This is a genomic window from Pseudomonas sp. PS01270 (genome assembly GCF_029959775.1).
In the GTDB taxonomy this organism is placed as follows: Bacteria; Pseudomonadota; Gammaproteobacteria; order Pseudomonadales; family Pseudomonadaceae; genus Aquipseudomonas; species Aquipseudomonas atacamensis.
This window is the reverse complement of the sequence record NZ_JASCPT010000102.1, coordinates 1-18,978: the sequence shown is the minus strand read 5'-3', so window position 1 is coordinate 18,978 and position 18,978 is coordinate 1. Positions and strand designations below refer to the sequence as shown.

Genomic DNA, 18,978 nt, shown 5'->3' with positions numbered 1-18,978 from the left:
GATGCCTCTTGCCAGGACACAGGTCATTTCCTTGATGATGAGCAATGTGCCTATTAAAAAGTGTCCACCATGTCTCCGAACACCTGTCCACCATGTGTCCGGTACATACACTCCCGGAGGGAGAGGGAACTGACCGCGTTGTTTGGTCGAGGTACGCTGACCTGGAATATCGCGTCGAACGCAGATCATGAAAAGCGCAATGATCTGCTCCCTCTCCTCGGGGAGAGGGCTGGGGTGAGGGGGGGGCTCACCTCGGTGACCGGTCAGACCCGGAACTGGCGCAGCAACCCGTTGAGCTGTTCGCTCAGTTGCCCAAGCCGCAGGCTGGCCGCGCTCGACTGCTCAGCCGCCAACGCGGTGCTATGGGAAAGCCCGGCCGCCTGCGTCACGTTCTGGTTGATGTCCTCAACCACCTGCGCCTGTTGCAACGTAGCGCTGGCAATCGACGCATTGAGGCCGTTGAGATTACGCAACGCCTGGCCAATTGCATTAAGGCTCGCCCCGGCCAGTCCCGCCTGTTCGATGGTCAATTGCGAGGCCTTGCTGCTGTCGCCGATCACCTTCACCGCAGCCTCCGAATGATTCTGCAAACGCTCGATCATCGACTGAATCTCCGCCGTCGATTTCTGCGTACGCTGGGCCAGCAAGCGCACCTCATCGGCGACTACAGCGAACCCGCGACCCTGTTCACCCGCACGCGCCGCTTCAATCGCCGCGTTCAAGGCCAGCAGATTGGTCTGCTCGGCAATCGAACGAATCACTTCCAGTACGCTGCCAATCTGCGTGCTCTCCGCTGCCAGGGTGCGGATCACTTCCACCGCCTGATCGATCGTGCCCGAGAGCTTGTCGATCTGTTGCAGGCTGCCGTCAATGTTGATCTGACCCTGTTGCGCCTGCGCTTCGGCATCACGCATTTCGGCGGCGGCGTGTTCGGCGTTTTTCGCCACGTCCTGCACGCCGTAGGTGACTTCGTTGATCGCGGTGGCCACCAGTTCCATCTGCTGCGATTGCTGCTGACTGCGCTGCTGCGCCTGCGAGGCATCGTTGCCCAGCTCGCTGGAAGACTGGCCCAAAGCGCTGGCCGACACCTGCAGGTCACCAATCACTCGGCGCAGCTTGGCCGTGAAGGCATTGAAGTGATGGGCGAGTTCAGTGACCTCATCCTTGCCGTGGGTATCAAGGCTGCGGGTCAGGTCGCTTTCGCCGCTGGCGATGTTGGCCATGGCATTCACGGTTTCCTGCAACGGACGGACAATGCTGCGTGCGATCAGGATCACCAGCAGCGCCATGATCAGCGCAATCGCCAGGCCGATCGCCGACGCCTTGATCATTTGTCCTTGGAATTCTGCCTGCACATCGTCGACGTAAACGCCGGAACCAATTACCCAGCCCCACGGCTCAAACAGCTTCACATACGAGGTCTTCGCAACGGGATCAGTCGCCCCCGGTTTCGGCCAGCGATAATTGACCATGCCCGCGCCTTTGGCCTTGGCGATGGCGACCATCTCGTTGAACACCGCAAAGCCGTCCGGGTCGCGGATCGCCGAAAGATTCTGGCCTTCAAGTTTGGGGTTGGTCGGGTGCATGACCATCACGGGCGTGAGGTCGTTGATCCAGAAGTAGTCGCTCTGGTCGTAGCGCAGGCCACGGATCGCGGTCAGCGCCTGCTTTTGCGCGGCATCCCTGGTCAGGGTGCCAGCGGTCTCAAGACCTTGGTAATAGGTGAGCAGGCCACTGGCGGTCTGCACCACGTGCTGGGTTTTCTGCGCCTTGGCGTGGTAGAGGTCGTCATGGATCTGCTTGAGCATCAGCACGCCCAAGGTCAGCAACATGACCACCGCCACGATCAAGATGAGCCACAAGCGTCGGCTGATCGACACACTGCGCAAGCTGTTCATAACGCTGTCACTCCGGATTCTTGTTCTTGTAATAAACGATCGCCAGCATCCAGCCACCGCTGTGGGCTCGCGATTGCGCGACTTGAGCCGCCTAACGCGGGGAGCGCTATTAAGGCTTGTCTGTTAGGATTTCGGCCCCGCGCGCGAAAACCTGAATCCGGTTTTGATATTTCACGGAATTTTTACCGTTTCGTGTGGATCCTGTGCGCGCGCAATCGCTACAGCTTTTACCGACTACGCTGGACGCAGTGAACGAAAAATACTATCGGGGCATGCCCGCGCGCATCGCTCTCTGGGGGATTGATGGATCTTTGGACCGCCTTGCAGGCACTGATTCTAGGAGTTGTAGAAGGGCTGACGGAGTTTTTGCCCATTTCGAGTACCGGACACCAGATCATCGTCGCCGACTTGCTGAATTTCGGCGGCGAACGGGCCATGGCGTTCAATATCATCATCCAGCTCGGCGCGATCCTCGCCGTGGTCTGGGAATTTCGCCGCAAGATTCTCGACGTGGTGATCGGCCTGCCGACCCAGCCGAGCGCCAGGCGTTTCACCGCCAACCTGCTGATCGCCTTTCTCCCGGCGGTGGTACTGGGGGTGATCTTTGCCGATCTGATTCACGAATACCTGTTCAACCCGATCACCGTGGCGGCGGCGCTGGTCATCGGCGGGATCATCATGTTGTGGGCCGAACAGCGCCAGCATGAGGTGCATGCCGAAACCGTCGACGAGATCCGCTGGACCGACGCGTTGAAAATCGGCTTCGCGCAATGCCTGGCGATGATTCCCGGCACCTCGCGTTCTGGCTCGACGATTATTGGCGGCTTGCTGTTCGGTCTGTCGCGTAAGACGGCCACCGAGTTTTCTTTCTTCCTCGCCATGCCAACCATGGTCGGTGCGGCAGTGTATTCGGGCTACAAATATCGCGACCTGTTCGTGCCGGCGGATTTCCCGGTATTCGCCATTGGTTTTGTCACGGCGTTCATCTTCGCCATGATTGCTGTGCGCGGCCTGCTCAAGTTCATTGGCAGCCACAGCTACGCAGCCTTTGCCTGGTACCGGATTGCCTTCGGCCTGTTCATTCTGGCGACCTGGCAGTTCGGCTGGGTGGACTGGTCGGCGGCCAAGGCATGAACGATTCCCGCACGCGCCGCCCTGAGGGGCGACCTTCAGGCGGGCGCCTTCAGCATCCGAAGTTGAAGCTTGGGGTGCTGCTGATCGTCTGCGCGCTGCCGCTGTTCGGCTCGCTGTCGATGTGGCTCAGCGGCATCTCGCGGGTGCCGCTGGCGGCGTACGGGATTGTCAGTGTGCTGGCGTTCTTTCTGTACTGGGCCGACAAACGCAAGGCCCGCGCCGATGCCTGGCGCACTCCGGAAAACATCCTGCATGCGGTAGAACTGGCGGGCGGCTGGCCGGGAGCGTTGATTGCGCAACAGGTGTTTCGGCACAAGACGCGCAAGGTGTCGTTTCAGATTCTGTTCTGGGCGATCGTGTTGTTGCATCAAGTGTTCTGGATTGACCAGATTTTTCTCGGTTCCAACCTGTTGTCTTTGATCTAAAGAACACACTTACCCCTGGAGCTGCCGAAGGCTGCGATCTTTTGGGACGCAGAGCGTCCCCGGCTGCATTCCTTTGCTGCGCGTGGGAACGATCAAAGCACAATCAAAAGATCGCAGCCTTCGGCAGCTCCTACACGGGACCGGGTTTACAGCAACAGGCCGATTTGCGTTTTCTTAGGCAACTTGCTCACCACCAGTTGATGCGATCGCTGCAACAAACCCTGCAATTCCTCGGCACCCAGCGGGTAGGGCGGGTGCATGATGATCCACTGCGCCCGTGCCAGATACGGCGCTGGATGAATCCCCGGGCGGTCGCAATGGCCGAGAAACAGGTCATTGTCGACCTTGAACGCCAGCGAATCACCACGTAATCCCTGCAAGGCAAACATCTTGTTGCCGGCAATCGAGAACACCCGTACGCCGCCCCATTTGTAATCTTCCCGGGCGCCGGGCAGGGCGAGACAAAACTCGGCGACCTCGGCTTCGCTCATTCTTCCTTGTTTCATAGAAATCTATCCCCGCAGGCATTGAACGATTCGACCAAGTGATCGATCCATGCGCGCACCGCCGGCATTACCCCGCGCCGATGCGGGTACACCGCTTGCAACCAGCCGCCGGGCAATGACCATTCCGGCAGCACCTGCACCAGCGTGCCGTTACGCAATTCGGTTTCGCAGAACATCATCGGCAGCACGGTAAAACCCTGACCGGCCAGGACGCAGGCCTTGCGCACCACGAAATCATCAATGCCCAGCCGCGCTTCCATACTCAGATCGACGCTCTTGCCTTGTTGATCGAGCAGGCGCACATGCACCATGCGATCGGCTTCCAGCGCGCCGAGCACTGGCAGGGTTTTCAGGTCCTGCGGATGATTGATGGTCTTGCCTTGCATGAACGCCGGGCTGGCGATCACCACCGCCTGGGCCTGACGCAAGCGGCGGGTGACCAGCAACGGGTCTTCATCGCCGTGATCGCGCACACGCAAAGCGACATCAATGCCTTCGGTGACCAGATCGACCCGGCGGTTGAGCAGCACGACCTCCAGCTGCACCTGCGGAAACTTGCCGAGAAAGTCGCTGATCACCGTCGGCAGCATTTCATGGGCAAGCCCGGTCGGGCAGGACACCCGCAAGCGCCCGCGCGGTTCGCTGGACATGCTCGCTACCGCTTCGTCAGCCATTTCCGCTTCCAGCAACATCGCCTGACAGTGGCGCAAATAGCGTTCACCGACGGCAGTGAGATTGAGTTGGCGAGTGGTGCGTTGCAGCAGACGCGCGCCGAGGCGCTCTTCCAGCTCGGCAATTCTTCTCGAAAGCCGTGACTTGGGAATGCCGAGCAGGCGCCCGGCGGCGGCGAATCCGCCGGCTTCGACCACTTTGGCGAAATAGTAGAGATGGCCTGTTTTCCTAGAGAAACCATTGATCAAAACCAACATTTCCTTTATCGATCAACGGGCTAGAAAGGTTTTGCTTTTGACGAATGATCAAAATCATGACTTTGATCAGGCTCATTGATTGAAACTAGGATAGCCTACGAGGAGAGCCTGGAGCTCTCCATATGCTGAAATCAACGCATTGGCTACGGACGCAACATCACCTTTTACAGGGGCCGGTCACCACAGCGGTCGAACGCATGTGCCAGGTGATCCAACCAAGCCCTGACAGCCGGCAACACTCCACGCCTGTGCGGGTAAACCGCCTGGAGCCACGCAGGGGCGCAATGCCAATCAGGAAGCATGCGAACAAGCTCTCCGCTGGCTAGCTCGCTCTCACAGTGCATTAACGGCAAAACCGTGAAGCCCAGGCCACCCAGCGCCGCTTCCTTACGCATGATGAAGTCTTCGACACCCAAACGGGCAGGCATGGCTATCTCGAAACGCTCGCCGGCCTGATTGAATAAGCGCATTCTGGCCAGGCGATCAGAGTCTAGAGCCCCCAGGAAGGGTAGAGCCATGAGTCCTTTGGGGTGAGAAACAGGGTGGGCGGCCAGGAAGTCCGGAGAAGCCACAACTTCCGTACGAGCCTCTCGCAAGCGCTTGGTGACGAGATTTGGCTCCTCATCTTCGGCTTCGCGAACGCGCAGCGCGACATCGATACCTTCATTGATCAAATCGACTCGGCGATTGACCAACAGCAGATCGAGCTGGACTTGTGGGTGCCGGGTGAGGAAATCACGAACCAGTGGATTTAAGAATTGATTCGCCAAACCGACCGGGCTACTCACCCGTAGAGGGCCCCGTGGCTCACTGGTTGCGCTGGCAACCACTTCATCGGCTTGCTCTGCTTCCAAGAGCATTGCCTGGCAGTGGCGCAGGTACCGTTCAACTAAAGCAGTGAGCTGCAATTTACGTGTTGTGCGTTGAAGGAGGCGAGCGTTGAGCCGCTCCTCCAATTCCGCAATACGGCGGGATAACCTTGACTTTGGGATGCCCAGTAGGCGGCCTGCCGCAGCGAAACCACCAGCCTCCACGACCTTCGCGAAATAGAAGAGGTCATTCAAATTTCGGGGTTCACCAATAGCCACTTTCGGACGACCTTAGGACATAGGGAGCGAGGCATGCAGGGCATGCATTATGCCTGAGTCGTCCGAGGCCTGTACCCATTCACAATCGGGGTATAAAGGTCAGCTACGCCGCTGGGCTGTGAGTCATGACGCTTGTACGCTGAGCTTCACGTCTTCTTCAGGCGATTACTGACAGTCTGCCGAGAAACGCCCAGCCTCCTAGCCACCTCGGCCTGGCTATAGCCTTGATCGACGAGCTCTTTGATTTGCTCCCTTAACTCAAGGGACGCCGCCACGATCGGATGTGGCTTTTTCGACGGCAGGGCCGGTATCTCGCTGCTGAGAAAGCCTGTGGACTCAAGGTCTTTTGCAAGGTGATCCAGAACCTGTTTGGGCGTTTGCCCGCGATGTGCAGCGTAAGCGAGCGTCAACAAGGTCAATGGATCCACCCCCAGCGCCTTCGCGATGTCTTGGCTAGCGTCTAGCGTCACAGACCGAGCACCCGCTTCGAGACGACTGATGTAGCTAGGATCGACGGCCTCTGCCAAATCCTGCTGCGATGACTCGCGGCGGGTACGAAGCAATTGCAAGGCTGCGGCAAAGGCTGTGCGAAGCGACATGAGCGTTTCCGGCAAACGCAACGATATGCTGAATTTGCCTTGTCATATGCAAATGACTATAGTCATGGAGCATGACAATGAAGCACTCGTCGCCAGCGGGCCCCTCTGCCAAGCAGATTTTATCAATATACGCTTAAAACGAATTTCAGCTCCGACGTGCAATCAATCGGGTCTCGACCCAGTAGGCGCATTCCAGCAGCCAGGCCAAAATCACCAGCCCATGAAAGTACTGATCTACTCCGATCTCCACATCGAGTTCAAGCCTTTTGACCCCCCTGATGTCGAGGCAGACCTAGTCGTGCTCGCTGGCGATATCAGCATTCAAAAAAGAGGCGTTTTGTGGGCAAACGAGACCTTCACGACTCCGGTCGTCTACTGCGTTGGGAACCATGAGCGTTACAAAGGTCATCTCGATCGAACGGTCGAGAAGATGAAAGCTGTTGCCGCCCCCCACGTACGCGTGATGGAGAACGAGTCGCTGATCCTGGGCAACGTGCGGTTCTTGGTCGCCACTGGCTGGACAGATTTCGGGAGCACTGGTGATTGGGTTGCCGCGTCAAAGACCTGTGCGCGGGAAATGAATGATTTTCGAATGATCAGAGCTGACTCGAACTACCGTCGACTGCGGCCTCACGATTTGATGGCTAAGAACGAGGCCACCAGGGCGTTTCTCGATCGCGAATTGAGCCATCAATTTAAAGGCAAGACGTTTGTCATCACTCATCACTGTCCAATTCCAGAAGTCGCTGGAGATGAACACGATGGGCATCTCAGCGCGGCTTATTTCAACAGGTGGCACGCTTTAGTGGAGCGGGCGGACTATTGGATGTTCGGCCACACCCATCATTCCGTCGACACTGTATTGAGTGGCTGCCGCTTGCTGTCAAATCAACGCGGATATCCCGGCGAAGATTGCGGGTTCGATCCAACTAAATTAATTGAAATTTTATGAGGAATGGTGAGCGTGAGTGCTTGTGAATTGATCGAACTTCCGCCGAAGGTTGTACAGGCAGCCGGTGTTGGCTGGGGAGTTACTGTTGACGCCTATCTGCTAAACGCAGCGCAAGTGGGTGATCGCTTCACCGCGCTGGTCTATTGCGATCTATCTGGTATCAGTAGCAATGGCATGACCGTCGTGACACCGGAAGTTCGTGTGGTAGAGCAGAAGGGCGGTTTTACATTGGTACGCAGCCTGTCGGGAATGGATCACTACGTGATTGTGTCTGCGATGCCTGACAACGCAGGTGCTCCTGTATGACCTCTGTCTTTCTAGGACTTTGAACAATTGATTTTCTGAACGGTTGCAACTCATCACTCTGTGAGCCGCAGTCAACCTAACAACCTGATTTGAAAAAGCTGGCCTTGACCCACCAGAGCACGGATCTGGTGAGTCCACGTGCCTGTTCTTCTGGCAAATATCCTCTGTCGAACAGGGTATAAGTACACCTCTTACTAAGGAACGGTATGTCCGAGCTCAAGAAAATTGAACTTGCTGTCAAGAACTATAATGTTAAAAGTTCTGCTGACATTGATACGCTCTATGACCAGGTTCGATGTGAAGACAGTGAAGGGAAAACCTTTCATTTTAAAGAAGTTTGCATGCTAGATTACTTGAAGAGGCACGGTGCGATTGTTACGGATAGGCCCAGGACTTGGTATTACAAGCACTTGAATAAGAAAAGCATCGTTCTAGTGGCATTCCAAAAACCGGATGGCAAGGTCGAGTATGATCTTGATCACCTGCGTCTAGTTGCCAGATCTAGTATTCTCAAAGGGATCGTCTTCGCCGTAGCGGCAATTCCAGCGGGAGTGATCATCGGGACGGCCACGTTTGGCATCGGGCTCCTGTTTACACCTTTCTGTCTCTTCTATGCGTACAGAAGTCTCTTTAAAATCCCCCGCATGCTGCGCCGGGACACGTTGATAAATGAGCTCGCCACGTATGGAGTGATTGTGCGATAGGTGTGGGTTTGAACAGCCGCGAGGCTGGGCTGAGGCTTGCGTGCCGATAAGGAGAAAATAAATGACCGTAGCAGTGATTTTTGATCTATTTGGTACGCTCCTCGAAATTCGGAACCGCCAGAACCCCTATAGGCAACTGCTGCGTATCGGGGCGAAGCAGGGTCGAGCTGCTTCCTCGAAAGACATGCGTGCGATCCTGGCTTTCAATGGTGGGATCAGCGAAGCCGCTGAGGCCTTTGGAATCTGTCCGTCCTCTGCTGACCTGGCGGATCTGGAGTGCATGCTTGAGCTGGAGCTTGAATCCATCACGCCCTTCGATGACGCCATGATCGCGATCGAGTTGCTGCGAGAGCATGGGATAAAAATCGGAGTGTGTTCAAACCTTGCGGGGCCGTATTGCTCGAAAGTCCGGAGCCTGCTCCCTGGCCTTGATGGGTACGCACTGAGTGCTGAGTTAGGCCTGCTCAAACCTGACCCTGGTATGTACCGCAGCATCTGCAACATGCTCGGCGTTCTGCCGGAGCAGGTGGAGTCTGAGCAAGTGCTGATGATCGGGGATTCAAGGCGGTGTGACGAGCAGGGGCCGCGAGCCTTTGGGATCCCGGGTTATCACCTGGATCGTAACGGAGCGGGGCCTTACAGCGATTTGATCTCGTTTGTTCAGACCGTCACCGCTGATGAGCATCGGGTATTGCACAAAGAAGACTCATGAGACTTTGGTGAGCAATTTGTCCTATCTGATACTAAAATCTCATTTATGATGACTCACCCATTAAAACCTCATAATGCCGTGATGTACCCCTTGAGCGAGATCTTGCGAGGGAGCAGACTGCTTACTATAAAGATACGAAAACCTGAATTATCTTTCATGCTTGGGCTTGATTACTGTACTGGGCGTAGATCAAAAGGCAGTAGCTTTTTCAAAAGCCGGTTGAAGCTGTGAATTAGATTCAACCGGTTGCTGTAAACTATCAATGCGATGACCATAGAGGGTCTGTGATCAAGGCTATGTGAGAGTTTGAAGAGGATGTGGCCGGCGTGTCGTGACGAACTGTTTATGAATATTCCGTTTAACTTTGGTGGGCATCTCAATCGCCTATCAATTTTAACTATTCACCCTGGGGGTGTCACTGCAGGCAAATTGACTTTTGCCAGTTCAAATATGCCTCGTGAGCGCGCTTACGCATTTTCGAATAAAACTCACCATGCATCTCTCGGCCAGCTAACTTTCGGGCCAAAGCGGTTTTTATAGAGCCGCGACCTAAAATACCTCCAGCGTCAGCCAATACTTCATTTAAAGTCACTTCTTCAAGCTCAATCCCTCCTGCAAGCAACAATTCATAAGTTTCTATGTTGAAAGAGTAACAGTCTGAGCTAGCCCCTACACCAAGCTTTTCAAAAACAACAGGCTCAAGCAGAACAGGGATGTCATTCATCGTGACGCATACGAAACAGTAGGTCTTATCTGCTGATATATCGGGGTGGGCTTTCTTTTCAATGATTTTTGAGACTGACTTCATAGATTGCTGAATAGGGTCAACTACAAGCTTTTTTAGAGTTTTTTTTACCGCATCCAGATTTCCGCTCATGCTTACGACCGAATCTAAGTATCGCGCAGATTTGCACTCTACGACTAAGATTGCATCGCATTCTTTTGCCTTTAAAAACAAATCTGGCGATTTATGCAGCGGCTTCCCAAAGCTAAATTCTTCAATGTAATTATACTTGGTCTTTGTCGATAGACTGCAAAATAATTTTGATATATTCTGGATGTATTTCTCGAACGCGCCACCGAAGGCTTTTTTAAATTCAGGGTCTTTATTATTGGCCAAGTCTACCTTGTGAAATAAGTTTTCAAATATTAACTCCTCGACCAGTCGGCCCTCAATGGGTAGATAGATTTCATCGGACAATCTGAGAAATGGTTTGTCTCTAAAAAGTGAAAAGTCATTCGTATTTGAAGCGCTCTGTCTACTGAAGGCAACTCCTTCCTCCACCGAAAATGAAATTGCAGCCATTAGTTTTATCAGGGTTGGAACTGGAACATTTAGCCGCTTGCTTTCAAGCTGTAAGTCCACTCCCCATCCCTCTCGAGGATCGATATTATTTGACCTTGAGTGGTGAAATCTCTCTATTAAGCTAAATAAAAAATGCACATAGAAATCGATTTTTACTCCAATCATAGCCTCAAATTTGGCTATATATTTTTTTAATTCGTCTCCCTGTAAGAAAGTAGCTTGGGCTCTACAAAGTTTCATTAATACGTTGTCTCGATAGCTAGCAATCGATAACTTTGCAAGGTATTGCGTAGCTTCATCTGCGTCAGTGTCGTTCAGATCATTTATCGCGGCGCATGCCTCATGGAGAACTCCAAGCGCAGTGTAATCAGGAATGGTTTTCAAATTCCTCACCTGAGCTCCTTCTAGGATAGCCTTCCACAGCCGCCATAACGTTCTTCTAGAGTAAATTGCGGCCACGCTGGCCTCATTCACCTTATCGCGTGACGAATATAGATTATTTAAACTCCAGATTCTGAATTTCATTTCTTCGTCGTGTCTATATGACAAAACAGACATCCAGCAAAATATACTTTCGCCAATGTTGTTTTTTAGGATTTCCTTAATCCCTCTTGGCTTTTGGTAATTTTTCTTGTGCGAAAGTAGAATCTGAAGATTCTCAATCTGCCTAATATCTTCCATGTACTACTTTGCCTCAAACAGTTTCAAGAGAAAATCTACAGTCATCATTTGCCCCATCCCTCCGCCGGCGGTGACGAACATCCCTACTAGGGCGTATGAAGGTTCGTTGTTTTTTGAAAAGCCGATAAAAACAGGCGAACCGCTTAGCCCGTTGGTAGTCCCGGACCATGTGACATTATTAAGCTTTACTCTGTCATCATATGCCCCTGGCCCTACCTCGCCTTTAAAACCTACAGGCGTTGCACGCATCGCAGCTAATTCATTGTCGTTATCTGGATATTCTGCTACTGTAAATTCATCATCAAGTGGAAACCCAGCGCCTATAAGTTTTATCCCGGCACCACTTTCAAAATGTGCTTTGACCTGACAGTTATTCAGAAATTTGCGAAACCACTCACCACTTGGAGGAAGCTTTACTGCTCGCTTCATCAATAGTTCTCTCTGTTCAGGTGATATGCAGTTGGCCACCCTAAGTGCTACCGCATCCAGATAGAGTCCTGGCAAATCTTCAGAGTTATGAATAACTGAGTAGACGCAATCAAAAGGTACAGTGCTGCGATCTAAATCTGTTGAGGAGAAAAATGGAATTCTCAAGCAGTTAGCCAGATTGGAAATGTCTGCGGAGTTATCTTTGGTCAGGCAGTGGCGTGCAGTCAAATAAAATAATGAATCGTTTTTTACACAGAAGAATCCTGTGCCCTGAAAGCCCGGGTACTGCTCCAGTCCTTCACTTACTAATATATTTGGTGAAATTGATTCCGCTGGAAATGCTAGGTGCACAAAAGAAATATCAAAATCCACAGATCACCTTTAATAATTGCAGAAATTTAGAGCTGCAAGCCACGAACCACGAAGCTGGCAGCTTACAAGTTGATTGCTAGTATTTTGCTTCAAAAATACAATGTTCCCTTTTGGCTGTGCGTCTAGAGTTTTAGGAGGTATGAGTAATCAATACTAACAACGCCTCGAACAAGTCCTGAAGAGAGCCAGCGTTAATTGGTAGTGTGATCGCTCATCCTTTCCGAAGCAGAGGTAATCATGGCTTTACAGTTTCAATCCAACGCTGATAGCTGCGCTCGTCATGCTCCGGATTTTCGAGCTTCGGCTTCGTACGCAAGGCAAATGCTTTCTCGGCCAAGACCTCTAGCCGCTCAGCTGCCTTGGGCAGCCAGCCGTTCTTGATTGCCCAGAGTTTGATGTTCTGCGCAGGCTCCTGGTGATCACGTGCGCGCAGGATCCGCAGAATGCGTTTGGCCTGATCCTCGTCAGAGGGATGCAGGGTGTTGTGGGCCCGGTTGACCATGGCGGTGAGCGATTTCATGGCCTGCTCAACAATTGGGTCGGCGATCAGCTTGGTAGGTTTGGCAGTTTTTCCCGCTTTTGCCGGCTTACCTAGCACCTTGGGTGACCAGGTTTTTGTCCAGTTGTCGACTGCATCCGGTGTCCATGGGACAGCCACAATTGCTACCAGGTTTTGCAGCGCATCGACCTTGTCCATCATATTCTGGTTGGCAAACACGGCAATCAAGACGGCTGGCTTGGTGACCCACTGCAAGGTTTTCATGGTTTCGCAGCGCATCTGCGCGCCGCAAGGAAGCTTCACTGGCTTTCCTTTGCCCAGCGCGTCATGCACGCCCGCACCCAGTACTTTAGTGAGGTCACCGGTGACGAGCGATGGTTTCGCCGGCACCAGGAAGATGACGTCGAGAGCGCCCGATGTCTCGCAGAGATGATTCGCAACGCTGACCCCTGTCAGGATGTGCTCGAAGCTTAGGCTGGTGTCGGGCAGAAGTACCCTTTGTACGACAGGCATGCGTTCGTCCTTGTAAGAAGCGGTTTACGAGAATGTGAACTCGTTCAGGTTTTTCAAAGCTTCACCCGCTTCGCTCAAGAGATCAAGCGATGGGCTGCCTGCGCTTCGTTTGTGCGTGCTGAGGCGGGCGCAACACCGTTGGCTACCTGGATGACAGGATTGAGGATGCAAAGTGGCTGACCATGGAGGAAAAGCGACTTCTTCGGGCGAGAATCGATGAGGATGATGCAGGCCGGGAACATGGATCGGCCTGGTCTGCGATTTCCAACCCACAAGTGTGGTTACTGTGCCTGGTCTATTTCTGCCTGATCATGGGGCTCTATGGCGTCAGCTTCTGGCTGCCAACCATAATCAAGGCGATGGGGGTTCAGTCAGCTACCAACGTCGGTTTCATTTACGCCATCCCCTACCTAACAGCGGCAATCGGAATGGCTCTAATGCGAAATCATCCTTGGCAGCTTGCGTAGCGCTGGATGAAGAGGCTATCCGGCTTCAGCGTCTTGTGGGTGGATTCAGAATCTAATGGGGCTCTGAGAGGTCGCTGAGCTACCTCCCGGAAATGCGCGGCATGGCGCGTCGAGGTCTCTCAAACGACGCTTCGCTCATGGTAGGCCGCTCAGGTAAAATCGGTTCAGCGGTAGATGGATTGGCGAGCATGTTGGTCGAATTTTTGTGCTTGCATTCGCACTGAAATTGCCAGTGAGAAGATCAGTCTCAACTGGGTTAAAGAACGGATTATTCCTATTTAAATCATGGAGAACATGAATGTCTCACTCTGGCTCACAATTTAGTGCGCTCGCGAGCTATAAAAATAACGCTTTAATAACTGTGTTACCACATACTGCGGACTTAAAACTTCTAATGCCTCTTTCTGGCGATCCAGAAAAGGATACGGTTCAAGAGGTCTTAGGTTTGCAGGTACATGAATATATTCATCAGTTACATAATTTTTCTACAACGGCAGGCATCCAGTTGTTGAAGAATAGGCTGGTCGCGTTGCAGATTTTTGCGACTGGAACAAATGATGATGGGCATTATGTTCGTCAGGGGAAGATTTATAAGGGTATTGATAAAAGCGTTCTTGAAAACTTTGAAAGAGACTATTCAAGAATATTGGGCGATACTGGTAAAATTGAGAGGGAGGGGTTTCTTGCTGATTTTTCATTTGAGGTGAATGAGATTTGTGAAGAAACTGATGATCCCACTGACCTTTGCAATATTTTAGGGGTTACTGTCTCTTACAAGATAGGCGGCATACCTGAGAAGACTGTGATAGATAATGTTGGTTACAATATTATCACGGAGGGTATCGCCTATGAAATTGAAATGCACGTGCGTAATACAATAACTGGCGGAAGTGGTATGGGTCTGGTGTACTCCACGCCACCACTCCCATATAGGTTGTATCGGCCCATCGTCGAGCATCTTGTAGGAAGGCGGTGCTCTTTACCTGAATTGGTTAAAATCGGAACGCTTGCACTACAAAATACGATTCCTTCTTGGGGGCTCAAAGCTGCGACGGCTGCCTTAAAGCACAGTGATGAGCTTTTTGAACAGTTCACAGCAAGCATGGCCAAGGAACATCAAGAGGTAATGGAAGGATACAATAAAACCATAAGCCAGCTTCTAGATAGTGTTTTCGTTGGTACGTCAGTGAGTGACGGTATGAAGATGCTAGACGGTATCGTTAGGAGTGCTTTCAATAAGAGGGTCGAAGATCCTTTCTTTGAACTTCTGTTTATCCAGGAGCCATTAACGCTCCAGGCTTTTAGTGACATAATCCAAGGGGGAAATCTTCCCCCGAGATGTATCATTCAGAATAAGTTCGACGAAGGGGCCGAATATTATTGGATGGGAAATGGGGTCGCAAACCTTCCAGAGGCGACTTTTGGTGCTATCTCAACTCTGCAGGCCGCAATACAGTATTCGCACCTTCATCTTTCTCAGAAAGCCAGTTTCAATAACACTAGCGAGCTAGTAAATAGTCCTCACGAGCTAAGCTGCCCATACCTCAAAGTATGCCCTCTCAAAGATGCAAGAAAAAATCCTGAACTATGCTCCACTACACCTTGGATGCATGATCTTGGTATTCAAAGTGGTGATGTCTGCTGGTATGTTAATGGGGTCAAGTCAGTGCGAAATCTAAGCTATAGAGATTACGATGAGGATTATGCTTAGTAGTACATTTTGTGGTTGATTTTTGACAGTCACAGACTGCTACTTGACCTACTCGAAATGGTCTGCTGTATATCCATTTGCGCACACGAAGTACGCGGTGTACCAGCCAGACCCGATGCATATGCCTGACAGGCCAAAGTAAATGATTGATGGAGATGCATGGCATCAGGCGATGTCAGCAATCAAATGGTCAAGCATCTTTTGCACTGAAACCGGTAGCTCCTCCTCCCGGCAGCAGACGTACATCTGCCGGATGGCCCAGGCATCGGCGAGCGGCACAAGCCGAAGGTTCAGCTCCTGAGCGAAGGCTTCGGCGGCAATCTTGGGCAGGATGCCGATGCCCAGACCTGCCTCGATCATCTTGCAGATCGCTTCGAAGCTTTTCACCTGCACGCGTATCTTGGCCAGCGGCGAGTGGATGGTAATGAAAGACTTGGCGAAGGGTCATCTGATTAGAGTTTTGCCGGACTGGCAGCTCGACATCGATGTCGCCATCTATCTCGTTCGGCCATCTGCTCAATTCGGCTCGGCTACCTCTGCTGCGTTCAGAGCTTTTATCGAAGAACGTTTTAGCGGTGGGCCCCCATGGGCTCGATGATCAGGAAATTTCCATGCTGCGCATGAGCTCTCTCCTTCGCACTGCCTCCCCCGAGTATCCAAGGCAGGAGTGATGGCTTTCTAATTTCAGTCCGGATACGCTGGTACGCACCAAGGAGGAGGTGCAATGAGCCAGTACCTTTTGAGTTTTGCGAGGCAGAATCTTGAAGGGCGTTCAGACGCTTACCTAGTGTTGCTGTGGTGTATGTACCAGGCATATCAGGGTAAGGGGCGCTACTCCGACCATATCAAGTCTCACATCTCGACAGCCTCAGATGCGCTGCTTGGTCGTGATTACCAGCGAGCAGCTGTACGTTTCAAAAGGGTGCTCGATAACAGGCCGGAGCTCGACTGGGTCGCGCCGTCGGGCCTTAGTCCTTTGGACTCTCTTAGGGTCAAGAACTTCCGGGGATTTGGTGAGTTCGGCGCTGATGACCAAGGCACCACGCTTCGATTCAGCAAGCTCAAGAATATTTTCTACGCCCCTAATGGCGGAGGAAAATCTTCCCTGTGCGAAGCGCTTGAGATTGGCACCACCGGAGCGATCAAAGAGGCGCTCAGGCGTAAAACTAAGGTCAAGCAATACATTGCTCGTGGTTCAAGCCGGCCCATGCTTGAGCTCCGCGATACGAGCAAAGCGAAAGTCATACAAAGCCTCACCTGGTCGAGCTGCTTCATTGATCGCAACCGCCTTCAAGAATTCTCGTTGCTGGGTTCCAAGGACACCGGCAGTGCTGAGAGCGATGTGATTGCCACGTTGTTCGGTCTGGAGGAGCTGCAGGAGGTCATTTCTCGATTCGTTCGCCCTGAGAGTTTCGTGCTGAAAGACTACATGCGGCCTGACAGGGCTGATGAGCTCGCAGCGTTGGCACGCGATCGATCAGACCTTGGCGGGCAGCGCCGAGCGCATCTTGCGCAGCTCCAGTCACTCGTGGCCAGCGTGTGTCAGTTGTTGGGGTTGCGGGTAGACCAGGACTACTACGTACCTTTCAGATCGCGTCGGCTCCCGAAGCGAATTGAGACCATGATCCGTAAAGCTGAGCGTCTGCGTTCTGCTCAAGCGCCTGTGGTGTTCACCCTCAAGCAGATCGCTAGAACCTGTGGAATTAGCAAGCGCTTGCTCGCGCGGAAGGTTTCGATCGAGGCCGAGCTTCTCAAGCGCGCCAGTGAAGTCAATTACCAGGCTATCTACCTAGCACTGCAAGCTGTAGAGCATGACTGTGCAGGAGACACCTGTCCGGCTTGCAACACTCCGCTGGATCGAGTCGTCGAAAACCCCTTTGAGCACGCCAAGCGTGAGCTTCTAGAGCTGAGTGTCTTGGAGCAACTCAAGCAGTCGAAGCGCCAAAACGAGCATCGCATGGCTCGCTTGGCCTCGATAATCGCCACTGCGGTGGCCACCATCCGATCGAATGAGCAAGCCGGCGTTCCATGTGAAGTGCATATGGAGGAGCTGGTCAGCGAGCTTGGCGATTTTCATTCCGCTACCGATCGAACGGAGGTCGCCTCTGGAGTCATCGAACTCTTTGTCACGCTGTATGCGGGTCAGTACCCAGCTATTGAGTGCTACCTTCACGCTTGCCATGTCAAACATGGCGAGGTGGGGATGGCCGAAGCCCACGCAGAACGACTTGAGCGCGAAGCTGGAGATTTGAAACAGCTCTGCGAAACACTTAGACAGCGCTTTGATGAGAAAAAAGCGCTCGAAAGCAGCATCCAGGTCACGAACACAAAGATGGCGGATCTCTCGAAAAGAAGGGAAACGCTGCTCAACGACGCCAGTGATAACAGTCATTTCAATCAACTGCTGCGTAACCTGGAGGCCGAGTACGGCAATCTCCATCGTGATCTCCAAGACTACAAGCTTAGCCTGGAGAAGGAACGTATTACGGGCATCGAGGCCAAGGCCGCTGAGTATTACAGGGCCATCAACAACCATGATGATGAGCACGAGCAGATTCAGTCGCTGAGCTTCGAGAACGATGGTAGCGGCTATAGGATCAAGATAACCAACGTCAATGGATCCTCCCTGGATGCCTTCACAACCTTGAGCGAGGGGCACCTGAGGGCTTTGGGGTTGTCGTTGCTGCTCGCGATGGCTCAAAAAAACAAATACCCTTTGATCGTGTTCGATGACGTTGTTAATGCCATCGACAGTGACCACCGCTCCAATATCATCGATTTGTTCTTTGATGATGAGTATCTGAGCCAAATTCAGATGGTGGTAACGACTCATGATCGCCTCTTTTGGGAGCGTTTTTGCATCATTGTCGATCGTCATTCGCAAGCAGATCAATTTACCAGCAATGTCTTGACGTACACGAATAAAGGGATCGTTGCGATTAATTACGCCGGTGGTTTTCAGAAGAAAGTTCACATGGCGCTGTCGGTCTACGATATACGCCAGGCGCTGGTATATTGTCGTATCTGGTTTGAGTCCATGGTTTTGGAATTTTGTATCGATAAGGGGCTCTCAATCACAGCCCAGTTCGGCAAGCTGAGCGTGAAGAACAATATGTTTCTTCAGCTCAGCCTTGAGAAGACGTTTGCGCTGGTTGAGCCGTACATCAAGTACGACCTGACCCACTTCGATATTATCAAGAATGACCTTGTGAACTGGCGGGGCCAAAACCAGGAGCACCATGCCTTCGACGAGGGAAGCCTCAATTTTGTCCATTCCAAGACCAGTAAGGAAATCGTCAAAATCTACGATGCCATCCGTTTGCTTGAGTGTCAGTTGTTCACCCTGAGAAAGAAGGCTTCCGGGGAAAAGTTTCTCGCTGACCTTTCTGCCAAAATAGAGTGGAACCGCAAGAAAATGCCGGGACTGGCGCGGGCCCCCGCAGCTTTGCAACAAGAGCGACAGGCCGCCTTGGGTGTAATGGAAAAGCGTGCCGTTGAATTGGAGGAAGAACTCAAGTTCATTGAGCGGTGCCTTGAAAGCATCGCGGAGCAAGACCAGGTTGAGGGTCGTCCTGCTCAGCAACCGCCTGTAACTGGAGAGGAGGGCGCTTTGGGTGATGGCAGCTAACTCTGCGCTCTTAGCTGGGTGGTGAACCATGTCCCGTATGACCAACGATGAAGTGTTTTATATCTAAGTGAGGGGGTTGAAATCAAAACGCATTTGCGTTTGGGTATGGTAGACAATAT

At 52.5% G+C, this 18,978-nt stretch carries 17 protein-coding genes; 8 read left to right on the top strand and 9 right to left on the bottom strand.

Annotation, left to right across the window (positions count from 1 at the left end):
• Positions 1–263 precede the first annotated feature (263 nt).
• On the bottom strand, positions 264–1,898 hold the full coding sequence (locus tag QMX86_RS21820; RefSeq protein WP_095179989.1) for a methyl-accepting chemotaxis protein: 1,635 nt from the start codon (positions 1,896–1,898) through the stop codon (positions 264–266).
• A gap of 303 nt (positions 1,899–2,201) precedes the next feature.
• Between QMX86_RS21820 and QMX86_RS21815 the strand changes: the two genes are divergently transcribed.
• Both QMX86_RS21815 and QMX86_RS21810 read left to right on the top strand, forming a co-directional pair.
• Positions 2,202–3,032, top strand: coding sequence for an undecaprenyl-diphosphate phosphatase (locus QMX86_RS21815; protein ID WP_016774688.1), 831 nt, complete (start codon positions 2,202–2,204; stop codon positions 3,030–3,032).
• Positions 3,029–3,457, top strand: coding sequence for a DUF1294 domain-containing protein (locus QMX86_RS21810; RefSeq protein ID WP_282387697.1), 429 nt, complete (start codon positions 3,029–3,031; stop codon positions 3,455–3,457). Before QMX86_RS21815 ends, QMX86_RS21810 begins: the two co-directional genes overlap by 4 nt.
• Before the next feature lie 146 nt (positions 3,458–3,603).
• Here QMX86_RS21810 and QMX86_RS21805 read toward each other — a convergent pair whose 3' ends face one another.
• The 4 genes from QMX86_RS21805 to QMX86_RS21790 all read right to left on the bottom strand — a co-directional run bounded on the left by QMX86_RS21805 (position 3,604) and on the right by QMX86_RS21790 (position 6,579).
• Positions 3,604–3,963 carry an MmcQ/YjbR family DNA-binding protein gene (locus tag QMX86_RS21805; protein WP_282383436.1) on the bottom strand — a complete coding sequence of 120 codons (360 nt, stop codon included), beginning with the start codon at positions 3,961–3,963 and terminating at the stop codon, positions 3,604–3,606.
• Positions 3,960–4,892 (bottom strand): LysR substrate-binding domain-containing protein, encoded by a 933-nt coding sequence (locus tag QMX86_RS21800; RefSeq protein WP_282383438.1) that lies wholly within the window; start codon positions 4,890–4,892, stop codon positions 3,960–3,962. The genes QMX86_RS21805 and QMX86_RS21800 overlap by 4 nt, the downstream gene beginning before the upstream one ends.
• 164 nt (positions 4,893–5,056) lie before the next feature.
• The gene (locus QMX86_RS21795) at positions 5,057–5,980 is read right to left on the bottom strand and encodes a LysR substrate-binding domain-containing protein (RefSeq protein ID WP_282383441.1); all 924 of its coding nucleotides are present in this window, start codon (positions 5,978–5,980) and stop codon (positions 5,057–5,059) included.
• A gap of 146 nt (positions 5,981–6,126) precedes the next feature.
• The gene (locus QMX86_RS21790; protein ID WP_282383444.1) at positions 6,127–6,579 is read right to left on the bottom strand and encodes a helix-turn-helix domain-containing protein; all 453 of its coding nucleotides are present in this window, start codon (positions 6,577–6,579) and stop codon (positions 6,127–6,129) included.
• Positions 6,580–6,799: 220 nt separating this feature from the next.
• On the opposite strand from QMX86_RS21790, the gene QMX86_RS21785 reads away from it, so the two are divergent.
• From QMX86_RS21785 to QMX86_RS21770, 4 genes are all read left to right on the top strand, one after another.
• The gene (locus QMX86_RS21785; protein ID WP_282383553.1) at positions 6,800–7,531 is read left to right on the top strand and encodes a metallophosphoesterase; all 732 of its coding nucleotides are present in this window, start codon (positions 6,800–6,802) and stop codon (positions 7,529–7,531) included.
• A gap of 12 nt (positions 7,532–7,543) precedes the next feature.
• On the top strand, positions 7,544–7,837 hold the full coding sequence (locus QMX86_RS21780; RefSeq protein ID WP_282383450.1) for a hypothetical protein: 294 nt from the start codon (positions 7,544–7,546) through the stop codon (positions 7,835–7,837).
• 206 nt (positions 7,838–8,043) lie between these two features.
• Positions 8,044–8,541 carry a hypothetical protein gene (locus QMX86_RS21775; protein ID WP_282383453.1) on the top strand — a complete coding sequence of 166 codons (498 nt, stop codon included), beginning with the start codon at positions 8,044–8,046 and terminating at the stop codon, positions 8,539–8,541.
• Between the two features lie 61 nt (positions 8,542–8,602).
• Complete coding sequence (locus QMX86_RS21770) at positions 8,603–9,253, top strand: HAD-IA family hydrolase (protein WP_282383456.1); 651 nt, start codon at positions 8,603–8,605, stop codon at positions 9,251–9,253.
• Positions 9,254–9,668: 415 nt separating this feature from the next.
• Here QMX86_RS21770 and QMX86_RS21765 read toward each other — a convergent pair whose 3' ends face one another.
• The 3 genes from QMX86_RS21765 to QMX86_RS21755 form a co-directional block, all read right to left on the bottom strand.
• Positions 9,669–11,240: a hypothetical protein gene (locus QMX86_RS21765; protein WP_282383459.1), complete on the bottom strand. Its 1,572-nt coding sequence runs from the start codon at positions 11,238–11,240 to the stop codon at positions 9,669–9,671.
• A gap of 3 nt (positions 11,241–11,243) precedes the next feature.
• Complete coding sequence (locus QMX86_RS21760; RefSeq protein ID WP_282383462.1) at positions 11,244–12,041, bottom strand: hypothetical protein; 798 nt, start codon at positions 12,039–12,041, stop codon at positions 11,244–11,246.
• Positions 12,042–12,276: 235 nt separating this feature from the next.
• Entirely contained in the window at positions 12,277–13,053 is a 777-nt protein-coding gene (locus QMX86_RS21755; RefSeq protein ID WP_282383465.1) for a hypothetical protein, read from the bottom strand.
• A gap of 765 nt (positions 13,054–13,818) precedes the next feature.
• Here QMX86_RS21755 and QMX86_RS21750 point away from each other — a divergent pair.
• The gene (locus tag QMX86_RS21750) at positions 13,819–15,231 is read left to right on the top strand and encodes a hypothetical protein (RefSeq protein ID WP_282383468.1); all 1,413 of its coding nucleotides are present in this window, start codon (positions 13,819–13,821) and stop codon (positions 15,229–15,231) included.
• Positions 15,232–15,396: 165 nt separating this feature from the next.
• Here QMX86_RS21750 and QMX86_RS21745 read toward each other — a convergent pair whose 3' ends face one another.
• On the bottom strand, positions 15,397–15,618 hold the full coding sequence (locus QMX86_RS21745) for a LysR substrate-binding domain-containing protein (protein WP_282383471.1): 222 nt from the start codon (positions 15,616–15,618) through the stop codon (positions 15,397–15,399).
• 337 nt (positions 15,619–15,955) lie between these two features.
• On the opposite strand from QMX86_RS21745, the gene QMX86_RS21740 reads away from it, so the two are divergent.
• Positions 15,956–18,859: an AAA family ATPase gene (locus QMX86_RS21740; protein ID WP_282383474.1), complete on the top strand. Its 2,904-nt coding sequence runs from the start codon at positions 15,956–15,958 to the stop codon at positions 18,857–18,859.
• Positions 18,860–18,978: the final 119 nt, after the last annotated feature.